This is a genomic window from Halorubrum lipolyticum DSM 21995, assembly GCF_000337375.1.
Lineage (GTDB): Archaea > Halobacteriota > Halobacteria > Halobacteriales > Haloferacaceae > Halorubrum > Halorubrum lipolyticum.
This window is the reverse complement of record NZ_AOJG01000025.1, coordinates 39,206-59,156: the sequence shown is the minus strand read 5'-3', so window position 1 is coordinate 59,156 and position 19,951 is coordinate 39,206. Positions and strand designations below refer to the sequence as shown.

Annotated in this window: 17 protein-coding genes, 1 tRNA gene and 1 pseudogene; 8 read left to right on the top strand and 11 right to left on the bottom strand. The window is 70.5% G+C overall.

The features are described 5' to 3' along the window. Nucleotides 1–142: 142 nt before the first annotated feature. Complete coding sequence (locus C469_RS08935; RefSeq protein ID WP_008005845.1) at nucleotides 143–811, top strand: DUF7119 family protein; 669 nt, start codon at nucleotides 143–145, stop codon at nucleotides 809–811. Here the strand turns inward: C469_RS08935 and C469_RS08930 are convergent. Beyond that, complete coding sequence (locus C469_RS08930) at nucleotides 784–2,121, bottom strand: M20/M25/M40 family metallo-hydrolase (protein WP_008005843.1); 1,338 nt, start codon at nucleotides 2,119–2,121, stop codon at nucleotides 784–786. The two genes, C469_RS08935 and C469_RS08930, sit on opposite strands and share 28 nt — an antisense overlap. Before the next feature lie 111 nt (nucleotides 2,122–2,232). Here C469_RS08930 and C469_RS08925 point away from each other — a divergent pair. Beyond that, nucleotides 2,233–2,306 (top strand) — tRNA-Lys (locus C469_RS08925). A 275-nt stretch (nucleotides 2,307–2,581) separates the two neighbouring features. Here C469_RS08925 and C469_RS08920 read toward each other — a convergent pair. From C469_RS08920 to C469_RS08895, 6 genes are all read right to left on the bottom strand, one after another. Continuing rightward, complete coding sequence (locus tag C469_RS08920; RefSeq protein WP_008005841.1) at nucleotides 2,582–3,223, bottom strand: lactate utilization protein; 642 nt, start codon at nucleotides 3,221–3,223, stop codon at nucleotides 2,582–2,584. A 313-nt stretch (nucleotides 3,224–3,536) separates the two neighbouring features. Further along, nucleotides 3,537–5,189, bottom strand: coding sequence for a thermosome subunit alpha (gene thsA / locus C469_RS08915; protein ID WP_082230124.1), 1,653 nt, complete (start codon nucleotides 5,187–5,189; stop codon nucleotides 3,537–3,539). 536 nt (nucleotides 5,190–5,725) lie between these two features. Further along, nucleotides 5,726–6,268: a KH domain-containing protein gene (locus C469_RS08910; RefSeq protein WP_008005839.1), complete on the bottom strand. Its 543-nt coding sequence runs from the start codon at nucleotides 6,266–6,268 to the stop codon at nucleotides 5,726–5,728. Nucleotides 6,269–6,370: 102 nt separating this feature from the next. After that, nucleotides 6,371–7,315 carry a serine/threonine-protein kinase Rio1 gene (gene rio1 / locus C469_RS08905; RefSeq protein ID WP_008005838.1) on the bottom strand — a complete coding sequence of 315 codons (945 nt, stop codon included), beginning with the start codon at nucleotides 7,313–7,315 and terminating at the stop codon, nucleotides 6,371–6,373. 87 nt (nucleotides 7,316–7,402) lie between these two features. Then, entirely contained in the window at nucleotides 7,403–7,945 is a 543-nt protein-coding gene (gene hjc, locus C469_RS08900; protein ID WP_008005837.1) for a Holliday junction resolvase Hjc, read from the bottom strand. Nucleotides 7,946–8,111: 166 nt separating this feature from the next. Then, entirely contained in the window at nucleotides 8,112–9,332 is a 1,221-nt protein-coding gene (locus tag C469_RS08895; protein ID WP_008005835.1) for an acyl-CoA dehydrogenase family protein, read from the bottom strand. A 167-nt stretch (nucleotides 9,333–9,499) separates the two neighbouring features. Between C469_RS08895 and C469_RS08890 the strand changes: the two genes are divergently transcribed. Beyond that, complete coding sequence (locus C469_RS08890) at nucleotides 9,500–10,570, top strand: phosphotransferase family protein (RefSeq protein ID WP_008005833.1); 1,071 nt, start codon at nucleotides 9,500–9,502, stop codon at nucleotides 10,568–10,570. 80 nt (nucleotides 10,571–10,650) lie between these two features. On the opposite strand, the gene C469_RS08885 is transcribed toward C469_RS08890, so the two are convergent. Continuing rightward, nucleotides 10,651–11,190 carry an NADPH-dependent FMN reductase gene (locus C469_RS08885; RefSeq protein ID WP_008005831.1) on the bottom strand — a complete coding sequence of 180 codons (540 nt, stop codon included), beginning with the start codon at nucleotides 11,188–11,190 and terminating at the stop codon, nucleotides 10,651–10,653. Between the two features lie 156 nt (nucleotides 11,191–11,346). On the opposite strand from C469_RS08885, the gene C469_RS08880 reads away from it, so the two are divergent. The 4 genes from C469_RS08880 (at nucleotide 11,347) to C469_RS08865 (ending at nucleotide 14,731) form a co-directional block, all read left to right on the top strand. After that, complete coding sequence (locus C469_RS08880; RefSeq protein WP_008005829.1) at nucleotides 11,347–12,726, top strand: phosphoglucomutase/phosphomannomutase family protein; 1,380 nt, start codon at nucleotides 11,347–11,349, stop codon at nucleotides 12,724–12,726. Between the two features lie 127 nt (nucleotides 12,727–12,853). Next, complete coding sequence (locus C469_RS08875; RefSeq protein ID WP_008005827.1) at nucleotides 12,854–13,177, top strand: hypothetical protein; 324 nt, start codon at nucleotides 12,854–12,856, stop codon at nucleotides 13,175–13,177. Nucleotides 13,178–13,239: 62 nt separating this feature from the next. Then, nucleotides 13,240–13,983: a DNA polymerase sliding clamp gene (locus tag C469_RS08870; protein ID WP_008005825.1), complete on the top strand. Its 744-nt coding sequence runs from the start codon at nucleotides 13,240–13,242 to the stop codon at nucleotides 13,981–13,983. 1 nt (nucleotide 13,984) lies between these two features. Then, nucleotides 13,985–14,731, top strand: coding sequence for a hypothetical protein (locus C469_RS08865; RefSeq protein WP_261797446.1), 747 nt, complete (start codon nucleotides 13,985–13,987; stop codon nucleotides 14,729–14,731). On the opposite strand, the pseudogene C469_RS08860 reads toward C469_RS08865, so the two are convergent. The 3 genes and pseudogenes from C469_RS08860 to C469_RS08850 form a co-directional block, all read right to left on the bottom strand. After that, nucleotides 14,732–16,371: pseudogene (locus C469_RS08860) on the bottom strand (histidine kinase N-terminal 7TM domain-containing protein). Nucleotides 16,372–16,444: 73 nt separating this feature from the next. Beyond that, the gene (locus C469_RS08855; protein ID WP_008005823.1) at nucleotides 16,445–17,845 is read right to left on the bottom strand and encodes an MFS transporter; all 1,401 of its coding nucleotides are present in this window, start codon (nucleotides 17,843–17,845) and stop codon (nucleotides 16,445–16,447) included. 65 nt (nucleotides 17,846–17,910) lie between these two features. Continuing rightward, entirely contained in the window at nucleotides 17,911–18,504 is a 594-nt protein-coding gene (locus C469_RS08850; RefSeq protein ID WP_008005814.1) for a DUF7474 family protein, read from the bottom strand. A 117-nt stretch (nucleotides 18,505–18,621) separates the two neighbouring features. Here C469_RS08850 and mdh point away from each other — a divergent pair, with 117 nt between their 5' ends. Then, nucleotides 18,622–19,536 carry a malate dehydrogenase gene (gene mdh / locus C469_RS08845; protein WP_008005813.1) on the top strand — a complete coding sequence of 305 codons (915 nt, stop codon included), beginning with the start codon at nucleotides 18,622–18,624 and terminating at the stop codon, nucleotides 19,534–19,536. Nucleotides 19,537–19,951 lie beyond the last annotated feature (415 nt).

Below are 19,951 nucleotides of genomic sequence, written 5' to 3'. Positions count from 1 at the left end.
GGTAAAAACCCCTCCGCGTCGGCCGTACGCGCCGGTTCGCCGTCTCGAAGCGCTGCGGATCCGGCGCTCCGGCCGTCGTCGTCGGCAGCGAAACCTGCCCCGGTGCCGGCCGCTTATGTGCGCGCACCCGGTGAGGTAGGGTATGAACGAGGAGTCACCCGCGGACAGACGCTCTCCCGTCGGCGAGCCCGTCGTCCGGTCGGATCCGGCGGTGACGGGCGAGCGCGCCGCCGAGGCGGTCGGGTTCGACCCCGACGATCCGGACAGCGTCGCCGAGGCGGCCGAGACGGTCGCCCGCTTCGCGGCCGGCGACGTCGGCGACGAAGACCACGTGCTGATGCTCCGCGGAGCGGCCGCCTGCGCCGCGCTCGTCCGCGGCGTCGGCTCGTACAAGGCGGCCGCCGAACGCGCCGGCGACGGCGTCTCGGTGGCGTTCATCCGCAAGTGGGCCCGCGTCCACGACCTCCCGCAGGCGATCCGCAGACAGGTCGCGAGCGGGCGGATCGCGCCGAGCGCGGCGAAACACGTCGCGCGGCTCGGAGGGACCGACCGCTACCTGCTGGCGTGGGCGACCATCGACGGCGACCTCACGGTCCGGGAGGTGCGCTCGATCGCCTCCGCCGTCAACGACGGGAGCGACGTCGAGACCGCGGTCCGCGAGGCGGGCGTCGAGCTCGGTCACGTCGGGATCCGGCTCCCGCTCGACGCCTACGTGGAGCTCAGGCGCCGCGCCTCGAACCGGAACGTCGAGCCGGGCGCCCTCGTCGCGGAGGCGCTCGACGACTACTTCGCCGAGTCGGACGCGGAGTAGCTCTCCGCGAACCGGCCGACCGCCGCCGCGATCGCCTCTCGCCCGCGCTCGACCTCCTCCCACGCGATCGTCTCGTCCGGGTAGTGCGCCTCGGTGATGCTCCCGGGACCCAGCAGCACCGTCGGGATCCCCGCCGCGACGTAATGCCGCGAGTCGGCGCCGTACGTCGCGCCCGTCGGCTCCGCGTCCGGGAGCCCGGCGTCGACCAGCCCCGCCCGCGCCGCCTCGACGATCGGCTCGTCGACGGCGACCTCCGCGGGCTCGAACTGCACCGAGAACCGCTCGAACGTCGGCGGGTGCTCGCGCAGCCACTCGTCCTCGGCGACCACCTCGGCAAGCCGCGCGCGGAACGCCGCCCCCACCTCGTCGACCGTCTCGCCGGGCGCCACGCCGATCCGGAACTCGGCGGTCAGCGTCGCCGGCACCGTCGACGCCCACGAGCCCGCCTCGACCGTCCCGCACACCACCGGCCACGGCACCGGGAACGCCGTATATAAGGGGTGCCTCACCGCCTCGCCGCGCTCCGTCTCTAACTCCGCGAACGCCTCCCGGACCGCCTCGAACCGCGGCAGCACGTCCTCGCCGCGCCAGCGCGTGGCGGCGTGGGCGCTTCTTCCGGTCAGCTCCAGCCGCGCCATCAGCGACCCCTCGCAGGCGACCACGGGGCGAAGCTCCGTCGGCTCCGCGACGATCGCGGCGTCGCGCTCGAAGGGGTAGGGGTTCGCGAGCGCCGCGGTCGCGGCGCCGTACCCGCCGTCCTCCTCGCCGGCGACCGCCTCGACGACGACGCGGAGCCCCGCGTCCGGGAGGTCGACCGCGCCGGCGGCGACCGCCGCTCGCACGTCGAGCGCCGCGCCGACGCACGCCGCGACCCCCGACTTCATGTCCGCGGCGCCGCGGGCGGTGAGGGTCTCGCCGGCGTTTTCCCCGCTCTCGTCACCCGCCCCCTCCCACGCTTCTCCCCACACCGGCTCGAACGGGTCGCTCGACCACTCGGCGGGCTCGGCCGGCACTACGTCGATGTGACCGTTTAAGACGACCGCGGGGGCGTCCCGGCTCGGATCTCCGTCGGCGCCGCCGAGCGCGAGCACGCCGGCGACGCTCCGCCGGCCCGCCACGTCCGACTCGTCGAGGTCGCCCGGGAAGGAAGGGTGGTCGGCGAGGAGATCCGGATCGGCGTCCCACGCGTACGTCTCGAACCCCAGCGCGTCGAGTTCGCGCTCGACGAACTCGGCGGCGGCCGCCTCCTCGCCGGCCGTCGAGGCGAACCGGCAGCAGTCGGCGGCGAACGCGCGCATGTCGAAGTCCATGCGGTCGGCGACGGCGCGCCTCGAGAAACCGTTTCGGGTCGGCGGGCGATCCCCTCGCCGCACGCGGTTTCTAAACGTTTATCCGTGGTCTCTTCCTACGGATTCGTGTCTGGGCCGGTAGCTCAGTTAGGGAGAGCGTCCGGCTTTTAACCGGACGGTCGGGGGTTCGAATCCCTCCCGGCCCGTGCACCGAACCGCCGAGCGACAGCGAGGCGGTGAGGGAACCGGTCGGGAGGGATTCGAACCAGGGAGCACGCAGCGCCGAGCGGAGCGAGGCGATCGTGCGAGTGAGGTTCGAATCCCGTCGCACCCACTGGGTGCGACTGACCCACGCTCGCGTCGTTCGCGTGGGTCCCTCCCGGCTCGCCACCGCGATCAGCGCCGCCGCTCACGGACGCGAAAACTGGGGGGAAAGAACGCGTGCCGCCTCGCCGCTTCGACGCCGAGGCGTCTTCCGTGGTCAGTACCCGAGCTGCTCGCGCACGAGGACGACCGTCGTCCGGCCCTCCTCGGTCTCGCGGCGGTAGATGAGCTGCTTGGCGATCGACGACTCGACGCCGTACGCCTCCTGCGCGCGCTCGTTCTCGAGCGGGTACGCGACCGACTCCAGCCGGTCGAGCGCGTCGTCGAGGGTGGGAACGATCTTGTTCGTGCCCGTGACGATGACCACGTTGCCGGCGGCGAACGGGTACGCCCCGACGCGGCTGCCGGACAGGTCGGCGGCGACCAGTTCTCCCGTCCGCGCGATCGCGTTAATGCCGCCGAGGAAGTAGTCGGCCGTCTGCGACTCGCGTCGCGCGGTCTGCCGCTCGGCGTCGTCGTCGATGCTCCAGATCCTGTCTCTTATACACATCTCTGATGGCGCGAGGGNGAAGCCGATCTCCTCGAGCGTCGTCGAGTGACCGTTCATCACGGAGACCCCGGCGGGGATCTGCGACTCCACTGCGTCGAGCGCCTCGTCGGCGTCGTCGACGACAACGACGTCGAAGCCGCGCTCCTCGAGGTTCGCGACCGTCTCCTCGACGGTCGCGTCGTCGGCGGGCTGGTCCAGCGTCTCGTCGATCTCGGCGTCGTCCGCGTAGTCAGCTTTCTGCTGTGGCATTATGTATCAAATCGGACGGAACGCGCCGCGAGCACGTGCTCGGGGCGGTCCCATCTCGTGGATCGATCGGAGGCGCGGGCGACACTTAACGACTCGCGAACACCCGTGTCGGGTGGTTACACCGGTGTTATCGTCGTGTCGACGGAGCGACGGCTTACGCTTCGAACAACAAGTCGGGGACTAGGGAATCGATCGTCTCGATAAAAATCGCGTGTCGTCGAGGCCCGAAAGGGGCGCGCGACGGTCGGTCGGGAAGCGGTGCGGCGAAGCGGCTGCGGTCGGCGTGGGGTGTGTGGTGTGGCCTACGCGAAGCTCACATCGCACCGCCCATGCCGCCCATGCCGCCCATGCCGCCGCCCATTCCGCCGGGCGCGCCGCCGGGGCCGCCCTCGTCGCCGCCGTCGTCGGAGCCGCCGCCCTTGAGGTCGCCGGCCGCGATGACGTCGTCGATGCGGAGGATCATGACGGCCGCCTCGGTCGCGGACTCGATGGCCTGAGTCTTGACGCGGAGCGGCTCCACGACGCCCTCGGCCTCCATGTCGATCACGTCGCCCGTGTAGGCGTCGAGACCGGCGCCGAACTCGCCGCCGTCGTGGCGGGAGCGGAGGTCGACCAGCGAGTCGATGGGGTCGAGGCCCGCGTTCTCGGCGAGGGTGCGCGGGACGACTTCCAGCGCGTCGGCGAACGCCTCGACGGCGAGCTGCTCGCGGCCGCCGACGGAGTCGGCGAAGTCGCGGAGCTGCAGCGCGAGCTCGGCCTCGGGGGCGCCGCCGCCGGGCAGGACCTGCCCGTCGAGCAGCGTCGTGCGGACGACGCCGAGCGAGTCCTCGATGGCGCGCTCGACCTCGTCGACGACGTGTTCGGTGCCGCCGCGGAGGATGAGGGTGACGGACTTCGCCTCCTCAACGTCCTCGACGAAGATGCGCTCGTCGCCGCCGATGTCCTTCTGGGCGACGGAGCCGGCGAAGCCGAGGTCGTCCTCCTCGATGTCGTCGAGGTTGGAGACGACGCGGCCGCCGGTCGCGCGGGCGAGGCGCTTGAGGTCGTCGGACTTCGCGCGGCGGACGGCGAGGATGCCCTCCTGCGCGAGGTAGTGCTGTGCCATGTCGTCGATGCCGTCACCGACGAAGACGACGTCGGCGCCGATGTCGACGAGGTGGTCGACCATCTCGCGGAGCTGCTCCTCTTCCTGGTCGAGGAACTGCTGGAGCTGGTCGGGGTCCGTGACGTTGACTTCGGCGTCGATCTCCGTCTCCTTCACTTCGATGGCGCCGTCGAACAGCGCGACGTCGGCGTCCTCGACCGCGAAGGGCATGTTCTCGTCGACGCGCTCCTTGTCGACGATGACGCCCTCGACGAGCTCGGACTTGTCGATCGAGCTGCCGACGACCTTCTCGACGGAGACGTTCTCCGTGTCGATGCCGTCGTCGTCCTTGACCGCGAGGACGGAGTCGACGACGAGCTCGGCGAGCAGGTCCTTGGAGTTCTCGGCGCCCTTGCCCGTCATCGCCGTCTCGGCGATCTCGACGAGCGTGTCGTAGTCGTCCTCGGAGACGTCGATGGCCTGCTCGTCGAGGATCTCCTTGGCCTTCTCGGCGGCCTGACGGTACCCCTGCGCGAGTGTCGTCGCGTGGATGTCCTGGTCGAGGAGCTCCTCGGCCTGATCGAGGAGCTCACCGGCGACGACGACGGCGGAGGTGGTTCCGTCGCCGACCTCCTCCTCCTGCGTCTCGGAGACCTCGACGATCATGTTGGCCGCCGGGTGGTCGATGTCCATCTCCTTCAGGATGGTGACGCCGTCGTTCGTGACGACGACCGACCCGCCGGAGTCGACGAGCATCTTGTCCATCCCTTTCGGGCCGAGCGTGGTGCGGACGGACTCCGCGACCGCCTTGCCGGCCGTGATGTTCATGTTCTGAGCGTCCTTTCCGGATGTTCGCTGCGACTCCTCGGAAAGTACGATCATGGGCTGATTGCCCATCCGCTGGCGCTGTGACATTACAGCCATTGATTGTTTGTGATTCTATATAAACCCTTCGCTCGGGTCGTGCGAAAACGCAACACGGTGGGGGAGTATCGTCCGGTATGCGGTGCGTTCACACGGCCCTTTATATAGAACTCAAGATCAACTGCTGGCTGTGGGGGTGTTTATAACCAGACGGCGTGGCGCGTGCCTGCGAGCGGGCCGGAAGGCCCGCGAGTCAGCACGCGCGAGGGAGTCGGTCGGCCGGAGCGAAAGCGAAGGCCGACCGACGAGGCTGGGGAGGCGTGAGGCTGCGGTTGCCGTGCCGTGCGGGGCGGGACTCAAAGGGGCAGTCGCGAGGACGACGGGGGCCGTAGCAAGGCACCGCAGGAACGGGAACGCGAGTGACGAGGAGCGCAGCAAGGCCCTCGTCGTCCTCGCGACTGGGGCTTTGGAGGTGTTCACCGCACCGTCAGAAGCAGCCGCTTATAAACGAACGTCGATAGCGACACCAACGTCGACACCGAACAATCAGTTCCCTACTGCGGAGCGTTGAAGCTCACGTCGTCGTCGAGCTCGTTCGACATCCGCTCGAGGTACGAGTACACCGCGCCGTGGGGGGCCCCGTCGAGCAGCATCCCGACCGCCCGGCGAACGACCTCGAGCTCCTCGGGCTGGCCGACGGCGCCCACGGTCGAGCCGTAGACGACGACGTTCGCGCCCGACAGCTCCTCTAGCAGCTCCCGCGTGCGACCGTTCTCGCCGATGATCCGGCCCTTCTGTCGCTGGAGGTCGTTGTCGTTGCGGGTGTGCTCCGACAGGTCGATCAGGTCGAGCGTCCGGAGGTCGTGGTCGAGGATCGACAGCGCCGTCTCCGGCTTGAAGCCGCGCCCGATCGCCTTGATCACGTCCGGCGCCACCATCACCGCCACGGGGTCGTCGCGCTCCTCGATGGCGACGCTGCCCGACTCCGAGTCGATATCGAGCCGCACGTTCGCCCGCTCCTCGATCTCCCGCATCGTCTCGCCGCCGGCGCCGATGACGACGCCGATACGGTCCTGCGGAACCGTCACGTGTTGCATACGGCGAGATACCCGGCGAAGCCTTTTAAACGTGTCCGCCGGCATCGGGTGTGCGGTCGCGTGACGGGGTTTCTCGGCGATTTAGAGCGGAATCGACGCGATCTACTCGTCGGAGCTTTCGCCCGAGTCCGACTCTGCGCCCGACTCCGGCTCCGTCACGTACGCGCGGAGGTCGTCGGGGTCGACATCGATCCCCTGCCGCGTGAAGAAGGTCGCCACGTTCTCGCAGTCGCGGTCGAGGAACTCCCCGGCGTTCGGGTGGTGCACCGTCACCGCCTGTCCCATGTCGATGATCACCAGCTCGCCGTCGTGGATGATCATGTTGTACTCCGAGAGGTCGCCGTGGATCAGGCCGGCGCGGTAGAGCCGGCGCATGTACTCGCGGACGACCTCGTAGGCGGTCTCGGGGTTCTCCACGTCGACCTCGTTCAGCCGCCGGGCGCGGTCCTCGGCGTGCCCGACCAGTTCCATCACGAGGACGTTCCGCTGGACCGCGATCGGCTCGGGGACCCGAACGCCGGCCTTGCGCGCGCGTTCGAGGTTCGCGAACTCCTTGCGGGTCCACGCTAACACGACCGCCTTCTTGTCGCTCGCGATCCCGTCGAACCGCGGGTCGCCCTCGAGGTAGTCGCGCATCTGCCGGAAGTTCGAGGAGTTGATCCGGTACACCTTCACCGCGACCTCGCGCTCCGAGTGGACGCCCTCCGGCCCGCCGCCCGCGGCCTCGGAGCCGGGCTCCGGCCGCTCGCCCGCCTGCCCGCCGAGCGCCTCGAAGACGCTCGCCTCCTTCCCGGTCGACACCGGTCCGCCGAAGGCGTCGACGTAGCCGTCCTGCACGAGCTTGTAAATCGCCGCCAGCGTCGCGTCGTCGAACACCGACTCCTGCAGTTTGAACTGCTCGGTGTCCTTGATCCGCTTGCGGAACTCGTCGAACTCCCGGTCCTGCCGGAGCGCGATCCGGTCCGCCTCCGTGTCGGAGACGTCCAGCTGTTCCCACTCGTCGCCGGGCTGATCGTCGGGCTCCAGCAGGACGAACTCCTCGCTCATTCGTCCCGACGTTCGGCGCCGCGAGGGATAAGCGAGGGGGTCACGCGCCGCCGACCCCGGCGCGGCCCGTCGCGCTCCGACCGCAGGTCACAACACGTCGAGCGCGTCCTCGACCGGCATGTGTCCGTCCCGCACCGCCTCCAGGATCTCCCGGCGCTCCTCCGTCTCGGGGTCGGTCCCGTCTCCGCCGCGGCGCCCGTCGTCGGCGCCGACCTCGGCGAGCGTCACCTTCTCCGTCTCGCCGACGAACTCGGGGAAGTCGGTCCCCTCCGCGAGCGCCGTCTCCTTCTTGACGCGATACGACCCGGCGTCGGTGGTGTACAGATCGCCGGGGTGGAAGAAGTACCAGTCCTCGCGGTCGAACCGGACCGCGATCCGCGCCTTCGCGCCGAAGTTCCGCGCGAAGAAGAGCAGCGCCTCCACCTCCTCGCCGGTGAGGTAGATCGGGTCGCCCGCGCTCGATTTCGCCTCGATCGCGTAGAACGCCTCCCCGTCGCCGGCGAGCACGTCCGGAAGCTCTCGCTCCGTCGCGGCGCCGCTGGCGGGCGCGCGCATTACGGCGAACCCCGCGTCGTCGAGGGCGTTCACCAACTCGCGCTCGCGGCGGTCGCCCTTGCGATTAGCGGACACGGTCGTCGTCCCCCGGTTCGGTCATACGCGCCGTAGGCGCGAGGCGGTCAAAAGGCCGGCGGGTCGGCGGCGAGACTGACGGGGCGGCGGCGAGACTGACGGGTCGACGACGAAGCAGTCGAGTCGAGGCCGAGGCGGGGCGGGCGACCACCGCCGCTTCGGGACGCTACTCGAACTCCCCGAAGCGCGTGACCGCGTCCAGCTCCTCGGTCGGCGGGTCCGCGAAGGCGTCGCGCGCGATCGTCCGCCGGTGGACCTCGTCGGCGCCGTCGACGATCCGGAACTGGCGGACGTTCTCGTAGAAGCGCGCGATCGGGAGGTCGTGGCCGATCCCGTTGCCGCCGCAGAACTGGAGCGCGTCGTCGATCGCCTCCTGGACCGCGTTCGCGGCGAACGTCTTCGCCATCGCGACCTCGACGCGGGCCTCGCCCCCGTCCGCGATCCGCCCGGCCGCGTGCCTGACCACGGTCCGCGCGGCGTGGAGCTCCGTGCGGCGGTCGGCGATCCGGAACCGCGGCCCCTGCTTCTCGGCGAGCGGCTCGCCGAACCCCTCGCGCTCGGCGAGGTACGCCGTCGCGACGTCGAGCGCGCGGTCGGCCATCCCCGCGTACCGCATGCAGTGGGTGAGCCGCGCCGGACCGAGCCGGCGCTGGACCAGCGCGAATCCCTCGTTCTCCTCGCCGAGCGTGTTCTCGACCGGCACGCGGACCCCGTCGAACCGGATCTCCGCGTGGCTCGTCCCCGCGAGCCCCTCGCCGAGGTGGGGGATCTCCCTGACGACCTCAACGCCGTCGGCGTCGGCGGGCACGAGGATCACCGAGCAGCCGGCGTAGGGATGCGCCTCCGGGTCGGTGCGCGCGAACGTCAGGAACACGTCGGCCTCGGCGCCGCCGGTCGTCCACCACTTGTGGCCGTCGATCACCCACTCGTCGCCGGCCTTCTCGGCGGTCGTCGCCAGCATCTTGGGGTCGGAGCCGCCGCCCTGCATCGGCTCGGTCATCGCGAAGGCGGAGTCGATCTCGCCGGTCGCCAGCGGGCGGAGCCACCGCTCCTTCTGGTCGTCGGTGGCCGCGATCTCGAAGGTGTGCATGTTGCCCTCGTCGGGCGCCGCGCAGCGGAGCGCGGTCGGCCCGAGCAGGCTCCGCCCCGCCTCCTCGAACACGGGCAGCATCTCGCGGAACCCGAGCCCGAGCCCGCCGTACGCCTCGTCGACCTGCGGGGCGTAGATCCCTCGGTCGCGGGCGGCCTCGCGCAGCGCCTCGACCTCCGCGGACGGGATCGGTCCCCGGCCGAGCCACTCGCGCTCCACCGGGAGCACCGTCTCGTCGACGAACTCCCGCACGGCCGCGGCGACCTCCGGCCCCCTCCCGACGTCGTCGTACTCCATGCTGGTCGTTGACTCGTGCCGCGGATAGTGGTTCCGGGTACCGCGAGCCACTGCGGCCGGGACCGCCTCCGAAATCGTCTCGCTACCCTTCCCAAAGCGTCTCGGTACCGCCTCCCAAAGAGCTACGTCGCCCGCGTCGAACTCGCTCCCATGCGAACGGAGTCGCGATGACGACCGACCCCGACTACCGCGACCGCCTCGTCGACGAGGACGCGCTCGCGTCGTACCTGCGGGCCGAGTTCGGGCCCGCCGACGCGTTCTCCGTCGAGCGCCACGCCGCGGGCCACTCCAACGAGACGCTGTTCGTCGCGTGGGGCGACCGCGACCTCGTGATCCGGCGGCCGCCGCCGGGCGAGACGGCCGACACGGCCCACGACGTCCTCCGGGAGCACCGCGTCGTCGACGCGCTCGGCGACACCGACGTGCCGGTTCCCCGGACGCTCCGCGCCTGCGACGACCACGGCGTCCTCGGGAGCGACTTCTACGTGATGGAGCGGACCGCGGGCGACGTGCTCCGCGACGACGAGCCCGACCGGTTCGCCGACCCGGCGGCCCGAGAGCGAGTGGGGACCGAACTCGTCGATGCGCTGGCGGCGATCCACGACGTCGACTACGCGGCGGTCGGCTTGGCGGAGTTCGGCCGCCCCGCGGGGTACACCGCGCGACAGGTCGACCGCTGGACCGCCCAGCTCGACTGGGCGTTCGAGGCGACCGAGGCGGTCCGGGCGGTCCCGGAGCTTGTCGAGCTCGGCGAGTGGCTCGCGGCCAACGCCCCCGACGACCACCCGGACGCGCTCGTCCACGGGGACTTCAAGCTCGACAACGCGATGTACGGCCCCGGCACGCCGCCGGAGATCGTCGCCGTCTTCGACTGGGAGCTGTCGACGCTGGGGGACCCGCTCGCCGACCTCGGCTGGCTCCTGTTGTTCTGGCACGACGCGGGCGACCCGACGCCCGCGATGCCGGAGCTGATGCCGACGTTCACCGCCCGGGCGGGGTATCCGACCCGGGGCGAACTCGTCGACCGCTACGAATCGGCGACGGGGCGCTCGTTCCGACGCGAGCGGTTCTACCGCGCGCTCGCCGCCTACAAGATGGCCGCCCTCGGCGAGATGTTCCTCGCGCGGCACCTGCGGGGCGACGCCGACGACCCGCTCTACCCGACGATGGAGTCGGCGGTGCCCGCGCTCGCGGAGCGGGCGCTCGCGTACGTCGAGGGGGAGACCGACCGGCTGTGACGCCGACCGGCCGTGAAGCCACACTAACCGCCTGTGACGCCGACCAGTCGTGAGGCCGCCCGCCCGTCAGCGCACCGCCGTCACCGCCGGAGCCGCTCGGCGTGTTCGACGACCACCCGGCCGAGCCGCTCCGTGCGCTGCCTGACGTCGGCGTCGACGATCCGCGGGTTCTCGCCGGTCTCGACGCGTCTCGACGCGCCCTCGATCCCGACCTCGTGGGGGACCGTCCACGCGTGGACGTTCCGGAACGTCGACCGGAGGTGTTCGAGCGTCCCGCCGTAGGAGCCCCCACCGGCGGTCGCGAGCAGCCCGACCGCGGTGCGCTCGTACTCCTCCGAGCCGCAGAAGTCGTGGAAGTTCTTAAACGTCGAGGAGAAAGAGCCCCGGTAGACGGGGGTGCCGGCGAGGACGCCGTCGGCCTCGCGGACGCGGCGCTTCAGCGCCTCGCTGTCGCCCTGCACGTCTTCGTCCGGGTGATACAGCGGGAGGTCGACCGCGCCGAGATCGATCAGGTCGGTCTCGGCGCCGGCGTCGGCCGCGGCGTCGAGCGCGACCGCCAGCGCGGCCCGCGTCGTGCTCGCCTCCCGGCGGCTGCCGGAGATCGCGGCGATTCGGGTCATACGCCGCGTTCGCGGTCCGGGGACAAAAACGCGGGCGGTCGGGGGTGAACACCGGCGACGCCGCCGCAGTTAGTTATAAATCGCTACCGCCGACTCGCCCCGCAAGGTTCGCGCGCGGCACCGGGCATTATTGTCCCCGCCGCCGACGTGGTCGGTATGGACGAGATATCCTTCGGTACGGACGGCTGGCGGGCGACGCTCGATACCTTCACGGACGAGCGCGTGCGGATCGTGGGGCAGGCGGTCGCCGACCACCTCGAGGCGGCGGGCCACGACGAGCCGGTCGCGGTCGGCTACGACGCCCGCGAGACCTCCGAGGGGTTCGCCGAGAGCCTCGCCGAGGTCCTCGCCGGCAACGGCTTCGACGTGCTCCTCCCCGAGCGCGACGCCCCGACGCCCGTGATCGCCTACGCCATCGTCGACCGCGGGCTCGCGGGCGCGTGCATGGTCACCGCCTCCCACAACCCGCCCGAGTACAACGGCGTGAAGTTCATCCCGAGCGACGGCGCGCCCGCGCTCCCGGACGCGACCGAGGACATCGTCGACCGCCTCGCCGAGCCCGACCTCCTCCCCGAGGCCGAGCGCGGCGAGGTCTCGCGGGTCGACCTCGTGAGCGACCATGCCGACGCGGCCCGCGACCTCGTGGGCGCCGATCTGGAGGGGCTCACGGTCGCGTACGACGCGATGCACGGGAGCGGGCGCGGCGTCACCGACGCGCTCCTCGAGTCGGCCGGGGCCGAGGTCGTCCGCCTGCGCTGCGAGCGCGACGTGACCTTCGGCGGCGACTCGCCCGAGCCCTCGGCCGAGCACCTCGAGGAGCTCGCCGCTCGGGTCACCGACCCCGACAGCGACGTGGATCTGGGGATCGCCAACGACGGCGACGCCGACCGGATCGCGGTCGTCACGCCCGAGCGCGGCGTGCTCGACGCCAACCTCTTCTACGCCGCCTGCTACGACCGGCTGCTCGAGGACGACTCCGGGCCCGCCGTCAGAACCGTCTCGACGACGTTCCTCGTCGACCGCATCGCCGAGGCGCACGGCGAGGAGGTGTACGAGACCCCGGTCGGCTTCAAGTGGGTCGCCGAGGCGATGGGCGAGCACGACGCGCTGTTCGGCGGCGAGGAGTCCGGCGGGTTCACCCTCCGCGGGCACGTCCGCGAGAAGGACGGCGTGTTGATGTCGCTGCTCGCCGCGGGCACCCACGCCGCGGAGCCGTTCGACGACCGAGTCGACCGCCTGCTCGACGAACACGGCCACATCGCGTCCGGGAAGGTGTCGCTCGACTGCCCCGACGACCGGAAGGCGGGCGTCCTCGGCGACTTGGAGGACCACATCCCCGAGTCGGTCTCCGGTCAGGGCGTCGCGAAGGTGGTGACCCTCGACGGGTTCAAGCTCCTCCTGGAGAGCGGCTCGTGGCTGCTCGTCCGCCCCTCGGGCACCGAGCCGAAGCTCCGGGTGTACGCCGAAGCCGACTCGGACGAGGCGGTCGACGCCCTCCTCGCCGAGGGCCGCGACATCGTCGAGCCGCTGATCTGAGCGCCGAGCGGAACCGGATTCGAACCGGCCCGCGACGACTTTCAGTTTCACTTTACATTCGGCTCGAATACTTATGAATTAACACCGTATCGTCGCGTGCGGCCGGCGAGTCGGCCGCGGTGGTTCCATGCACGATGAGATTCCCGGACCCTCGACGCCGAACGGCGCCAGTGACGGACCGAGTGCGACCGACGGCGGCGACTGCGACGACCGGAACGACCCCGACCGGCGCGACGACCGCCACCACGACGGCGTCGACCCTCCCCGGGGGACGGAGGGCGATCGGCCGGAACGCGATCGGTCGGAACACCATCGACCGGAACGCGACCGCTCGGAGCCCGACGAGGAGTGCGACCCCGAAACGGTCGAATACCGGCTCGAACGCCTCCGGCTGGTACGGGCCGTGGTCACGCTCGCGGTCGTCGTCGCCCGGCTGATCCGGTCGCTTTGAGCGTTTCCGTGGCCGGTCCGATCGGGTGCCTTTTTAGGTGATACCGCCCTAGCCGAACGTATATGTTCAAGGCCATCGTGGGCGCGTCGACGCTACAGGACGCGCTCGATTCGGTGAGCGTGTTGGTCGACGAGTGTAAGATCCGCTTAAACGAGGAGGAGTTCTCCATCCGGGCCGTCGACCCCGCCAACGTCGGCATGGTCGATCTCACCCTCGAAGCCGCCGCGTTCGAGTCCTACGAGGCCGACGGCGGCGTCATCGGCGTCAACCTCGCCCGCCTCGAAGACATCGCCGGCATGGCCAACTCCGGCGACCTGATCCACCTCGAACTCGACGAGGAGACCCGCAAGCTCCACATCGAGATCGACGGGCTCTCGTACACCCTCGCGCTCATCGACCCCGACTCCATCCGTCAGGAGCCGGACATCCCCGACCTCGATCTCGCCTCCGAGATCGTCGTCGAGGGCGCCCAGATCAACCGCGGGATCACCGCCGCCGACATGGTCTCGGACCACATCCGCCTGCGCGTCGACGAGACCGACGAGGCGTTCTTCATCGAGGCGGAGGGCGACACCGACGATGTCGACCTGCGGCTCGCCCGCGAGGACCTCATCGCGCTCACCGCCGGCCCCGCCGACTCGCTGTTCAGCCTCGACTACCTCAAGGACATGAACAAGGCGATCCCCTCCGACGCCGAGGTCACTATCGAACTCGGCGAGGAGTTCCCGGTCAAGCTCCACTACGGGTTCGCCGAGGGGCTCGGGCACGCAACGTATATGTTAGCCCCCCGCATTCAGAGCGACTAAATTGCCTAGGGAAACGTGCCCAGAATGCGGAAAGTCGTTCAAGCGAATCGGTAGTCACTGGGCACGCGGCAGCTGTCACTACCCCGAGATTCCCACGTACCTTCGCGAGATCCTCATTGGATGTCTCATGGGTGATGGATCTGTCCCGAAGACGAACGACGGATCTCACGGGTTATTCCGTCTCCCCATGGTTAATAAGCAATTTTTGGAGTGGTTCGACCACGAGATGGGGATATTGAGTACCGGTGTCGTCTTAAAAAAGACGGCAGCGGAACTGGCACAGAATAACCGTGAATCGGGGTTCAGTCCAAATGCGAGGGCTGAGAACTATCACGATATGTACACCGTCATATCGAGATCTCACCCGTTCATGCGGTCACTTCGTCGATGGTACCGATCCGGCGAGAAGCGGTTCCCAGAGAGCCTATCGCTGACGCCACGGATCGCGAAGATGTGGTACGTCTGTGACGGGTGTCTCGATGTTCAGGAACACGGCGAACCCAGAGCATCGATACGGATACGACACCGAGACGATCGTCAGGATTTCCTTTTAAATCTATTCGAGGAGGTTGGCCTCTCACCGTCGTACGGCCGCGAAACGATCCGCTTCGGGGTCGAAGAGACCCGCTCTTTCCTCGACTGGATGGTCAATCCACCGCCCGGGTTCGAGTACAAGTGGGTGCTCGACTCGCGGGAGCGCTACGATCGCCTGAAGGCACAGGCGTACGGTGAGGCGCGCGCCTTCTGATCAGTTCACGACCGGGATCGACACCGTCACCCGGGTCCCGCGCGGGTCGCGGTCGGCGTAGTCGACCTCGGCGCCGATCGCCGCGGCGCCCCACTCGACGACCCAGAGGCCGAGCCCCGAGCCGTGTTCGAGCGCGGTCTCCCGGCCGGACTCGACCGCCTCGACCTCGTGATCGGGGACGCCGGGGCCGTCGTCCTCGACGACGAGGACGAACCGGTCGTCGTCGTCGCCTCTGCCGCCGTCTCCCACCCGCTCACCCTCCCGCCGGAGCGAGACCCGCACCCACGCTCCCCCGTCGTCCCGCTCTGTCCCCTCGCCGTCGTGGTGGTCGAGCGCGTTCTCCACGGTGTTCTCGACGACCGCTCGGAGCGCGTCCTCCCTGACGCGCGTGGTCCAGTCGCCGTCGGCGAGCTCTTCCGCCACCGACTCGACGGTCGCGTCGGGGTCGCGCTCGCGCGCGTCGTCGACGGCGGACGCGACGAGTTCGTCGACCGCGACGGGGCTCGCCTCCTTGTCGGAGACGAGCCGCTCGACGGTGCCGGCCTTCTCGCCGAGCGCGGCCAGCGCGCCGGCGCGGCGCTCGACCGCGTCGGCCATCCGGACCAGCTCGGGGTCCTCGAGGCGGTCGCGGAGGATCTCGCCGTAGCCGCGGACGACCCCGGCGTCGTTGCGGAGGTTGTGGCGTAAGATCCGGTTGAGCACTTCCAGCTGTTGGCGGCGGCGCTCGCGCTCGGTGACGTCCGAGAGGACGACGGTGTACCCGACACGAGTCCCGTTGGGGTCGGTCAGCCGGGAGGTCGACACCGCGTAGGTGCGCCTCCCGGCCCCGACCGCGGAGTCGACTTCGACGGTCTCGCGGGAGCGCCCGCCGTCGGGCTCCGTACCGTCCGCTTCCGGATCGCTCTCGGAGTCGCCCTCGACGCCGACCGGCAGGTCGAGGAACTCGGCGAGGGGTCGGTCGCGAGCGGTCTCGGCGTCGACGCCCAAAACCGCCTCGGCGGCGGGGTTGAGGCGCACGACCCGGCGGTCGGGCCCGAGCGCGACGATGGGGTCGGTCAGGTCGTCGATCGCGGTGCGCTCGGCGGCGCGGCTGGTCGTCGGGTTGCGGTCGAACATCTCCGCGCGGTCGAACGCGTACGCGTCCAGCAGCACGTGCGGGACGAACATGACCGGCGCGAGCTGGAGCTGCGGGACCGGGCCGAGCTCGAGGGTCCACGCGACCAAGGCGANGCCATCAGAGATGTGTATAAGAGACAGGTCCAGAACGCGCCGTGGATCGGGTTCGTCGCGAGGAGAAGCGTCGAGAGGACCCCGAAGCCGACCACGGAACCGAAGAGGCGGCTCCGGACCACGTCGCTCCGACCCGTATACTCCAGCGCGAAGCCGAGGAAGGCGACGCCGGTCCAGACGATTCCGAGCCACGCGGTCGCCTCCAGCGCGACCCTGAGGGCCCGGTCGGCGACGAGCAGTCCGATCCCGTAGGAGAGACACCACGTCGCCTGCGCGGCGAACACGCCGAGGAACCAGTCGACGCCGGGGCGCCCCCGGTGTTCGCGGATCGCCCACGCGAGCCCGAGCGCCCCCGCCCCGCCGGCGAACGAGCCGACGGCGGGCCACGCGGGGACGAGGTCGGAGAGCATCTGTCGGTGACGAGGGAGACGTGCGGCGTAAAGCTATCGCGGTCGGCTCGTCGATTCGGCGCTCATCCCCCGCTCACTCCGCCGACCGACCGAACGCGACGGCCACGGGGACGAGGAGGAGCGCGCCGATCAGGAACGGCGACGCGACGGCGACGGTGTAGAGGACGGCCATCAGCGGCGGGCCGACGGTTCGACCGAGGCTCGACGCGCCCTGCGTCACCCCGAAGGCGGCGCCCTGTTCGGCGTCGCCGGCCGACCCGGAGACGAGCGTCGCCAGCGAGACGTTCACGAGGGCATTCCCGAGCGAGAGCGCCGCGAGCGCGACGAGCAGCGCGACCAGCGGGAGCGTGAGCCACGCCGGTCCGCCGAGCGCCGCGCCCCGGGCGACCCGGTCGACGAGCCCGGTCGCGGGGATCGCGACCAGCGCGCCCCCGAGGACGACCGACCCGGCCGCGACGAGCGTGCGCGAGGGAACGACCCGCGAGAGCCGGCCGACGAGGACGCCCTGGTTCACCGCGCCGAGGACGCCGACGTAGGTGAGCAGGAACGCCGCGGCGGTCGCGTCGTAGCCGAACGCGTCGGCGACGTACGGGATGAACATCACCTGCACGCCCGCGAACGCGACGGCGACGACGAAGTAGGCGAGGGTCAGCGGCCGGAGCGCCGCCGAGGCGAGCGCGTCGCGGAACTGACCGATCGCGGTGGTGCGCCCGCCGCCGACTTCCGCCGCCGGGCGCGTCCGGTTCGGCTCCTCGAGGAAGGCGAATCCGACGCCGACAGCGAGGAAGCTCATCCCGGCCGCTGCGAAGCTCGGCAGCGAGTACGCCGTCGCCGGAACGAACGCCGGGAAGAGCGCGTCGGCGCGGGCGACCACGGCGTCGGCGGCGAGCAGGCCGCCGATCGCCGGGCCGAAGACGAACCCGAGCGCGAACGAGGCGCCGACGAGCCCCAGCGCGCCCGCCCGCCGGTCCCGCGGCGTGATGTCGGCGACGTACGCCTGCGCGGCGGCGATGTTGCCTCCCATCGCCCCGGCGAGCGTCCGGGAGGCGAACAGCGTCGCCAGCGCGGCGACGGTCCCGAAGCGCGCGCCCGACTCGCCGGCGTAGCCGAACGTCACCCACGCGACCCCCGCGGTCGCGAGCGACGCGAGCAGGACCGGCCGGCGCCCGATCCGGTCGGAGAGCCGGCCGAGCGTGGGCGCGGCGAGGAACTGCGCGAGCGAGTACGACGCCGCGAGCAGCCCGATGAAGGCGTCGCTGACGCCGAACGACCGCACGTAGAAGGGGAGGATGGGGATCACGATCCCGAAGCCGACCAGGTCGATGAAGACGACGCCGATCACCACGGCGAGCGCGCGCCGCGGGTTGGCGACGGCGGGGGGTCGCGAAGCGCCGTCACCGGTCTCCGCCGCGCTGTCGTCGATCTCGTCGACGTCGCCCTCGATCGACGCCGCGCCGGCCTCCGGATGTGTCACGGTGGTGAGACGCCGCGCTCGGACTTAAAAAGCCGGTCGCGTGGGAGCGGAGTCGGTCCCCCGCCCTACAGGTGCCGCTCGATGACGCGCTTCGCCGACTGCCCCTTCTCCTTCCAGCCGTAGCCCTCGTCGTACACGTGACGTTTGGCGTCGACGAGCTCCTCGGGCGAGGACTCCTCGAAGCCGCCGCGGTCCCACGCGCCCGACTCGCGGAGCCAGTCGACGACGTTCTCGCGCGTCTCGGGCCACGAGAGCCCGACCATCTCGTACCACGCGACCATCGCGAAGACGGCGTTGTCGTGGCAGCCGGGGACGGAGCCGTGCTCGTAGACGGTGCGCATCGGGTCGCGGGTGGGCTCGGAGACGAGCTCCTTGAACTCCGCGGCGGTGAGCAGCCGGAGACGGTCGCCGTCTTCGACGACGCGCTGCTCGCGTTCGAGGGCGCCGAGCGCGGCCTTGTGGAGGCCGCTCCACTCGCCGTGGACCGCCTCGCGCAGCGTGGACTCGGCCATCCCGTCGCGTTCGGCAGTGAGGACGGTCAACAGGTCGGTGTACGCCTTCTCGATGGTCGGCCAGCTCACGCCCTCGAAGTCGCAGTCGGCGTCGTGGAGGCTGTTGGTCGTCCGACAGCCGGGACACGGGTAGCGGAACGTCGGCACTGAATGGGTGTGCGCGGCCGCCGGAGTTAGAGTTTTCGCGACGCTCCCCGTCGCGCCGGCGTGTACATTCGTGAGGTTCCGAAACGTTTACTCGCCGCCCGACCCCGAGTTCACGGTATGACGAAAGTGAGCGTCATCGGTGCGGCGGGGACCGTCGGTGCCGCGGCCGGGTACAACCTCGCGCTGCGGGACGTGGTCGACGAGCTCGTCTTCGTCGACATCCCGGACCAGCGCGAGACGACGATCGGTCAGGCGGCCGACACGAACCACGGCGTCGCCTACGACTCGAACACGACCGTCCGGCAGGGCGAGTACGCGGACACCGCCGGCTCGGACGTGGTCGTCATCACGGCCGGCATCCCCCGGCAGGAAGGCCAGACCCGGATCGACCTCGCGGGCGACAACGCGCCCATCATGGAGGACATCGGCTCGTCGCTGGCCGAGCACAACGACGACTTCGTCACCGTCACCACCTCGAACCCGGTGGATCTCCTCAACCGCCACCTGTACGAGGCGGGCGACCGCGACCGCCACAAGGTGGTCGGCTTCGGCGGGCGGCTCGACTCCGCGCGCTTCCGGTACGTCCTCTCTCAACGGTTCGACGCGCCCGTGCGGAACGTCGAGGCGACGATCCTCGGCGAGCACGGCGACGCGCAGGCGCCCGTCTTCTCGAAGGTGCGCGTCGACGGTCGGGACCCCGAGTTCGACGCCGACGAGAAAGAGCAGATCCTCGCGGACCTCCAGGAGTCCGCGATGGACGTGATCAGTCGGAAGGGCGCCACGCAGTGGGGGCCCGCCACCGGCGTCGCGCACACGGTCGAGGCCATCCTGAACGACACCGGCGAGGTGCTCCCCTGTTCGGTCGTGCTCGACGGCGAGTTCGGCTACGAGGACACCGCGCTCGGCGTCCCCGCGAAACTCGGCTCGAACGGCGTCGAGGAGGTCGTCGAGTGGGAGCTCGACGAGTACGAGGCCGACCTGCTCGACGAGGCCGCAGAGAAGCTCTCCGAGCAGTACGACAAGATCGCTTAAAAAGTGGCTCGGCTCTCGTCGGTCGTCGGCGGCGACGCGGTCTCAATCTCCCGATTTTTCTTACGACGGTAGCCGGAGTCAGCGACAGCGGTGAGCGATCTCTTATAAACAGCTACGCGGTGGCGCGTGCCTGCGAGGCCGCTTCGCGGCCGAGCAGCACCGCGCGAGGGAGTCGCTGGCGCCATCGGCGCCAGCGACAGGGCGAGAGCGAAGCTCTCGCTTGCAACCGGACGTAGTCCGGTGACAGCGTGGCGCAGAGCGCCACGGGCAGCCGGCGGCGAAGCCGCCGGCGACGAGGCTGGGGAGGTGTGAGGTGCGGTTGCGGTGCGGGGCGGGACTCAAAGGGGCAGCCGGGAAGCCGACGTAGGCGACGCAAGCACCGCAACGAGAGAGCGATAGCGACCGAGTGAGGAGC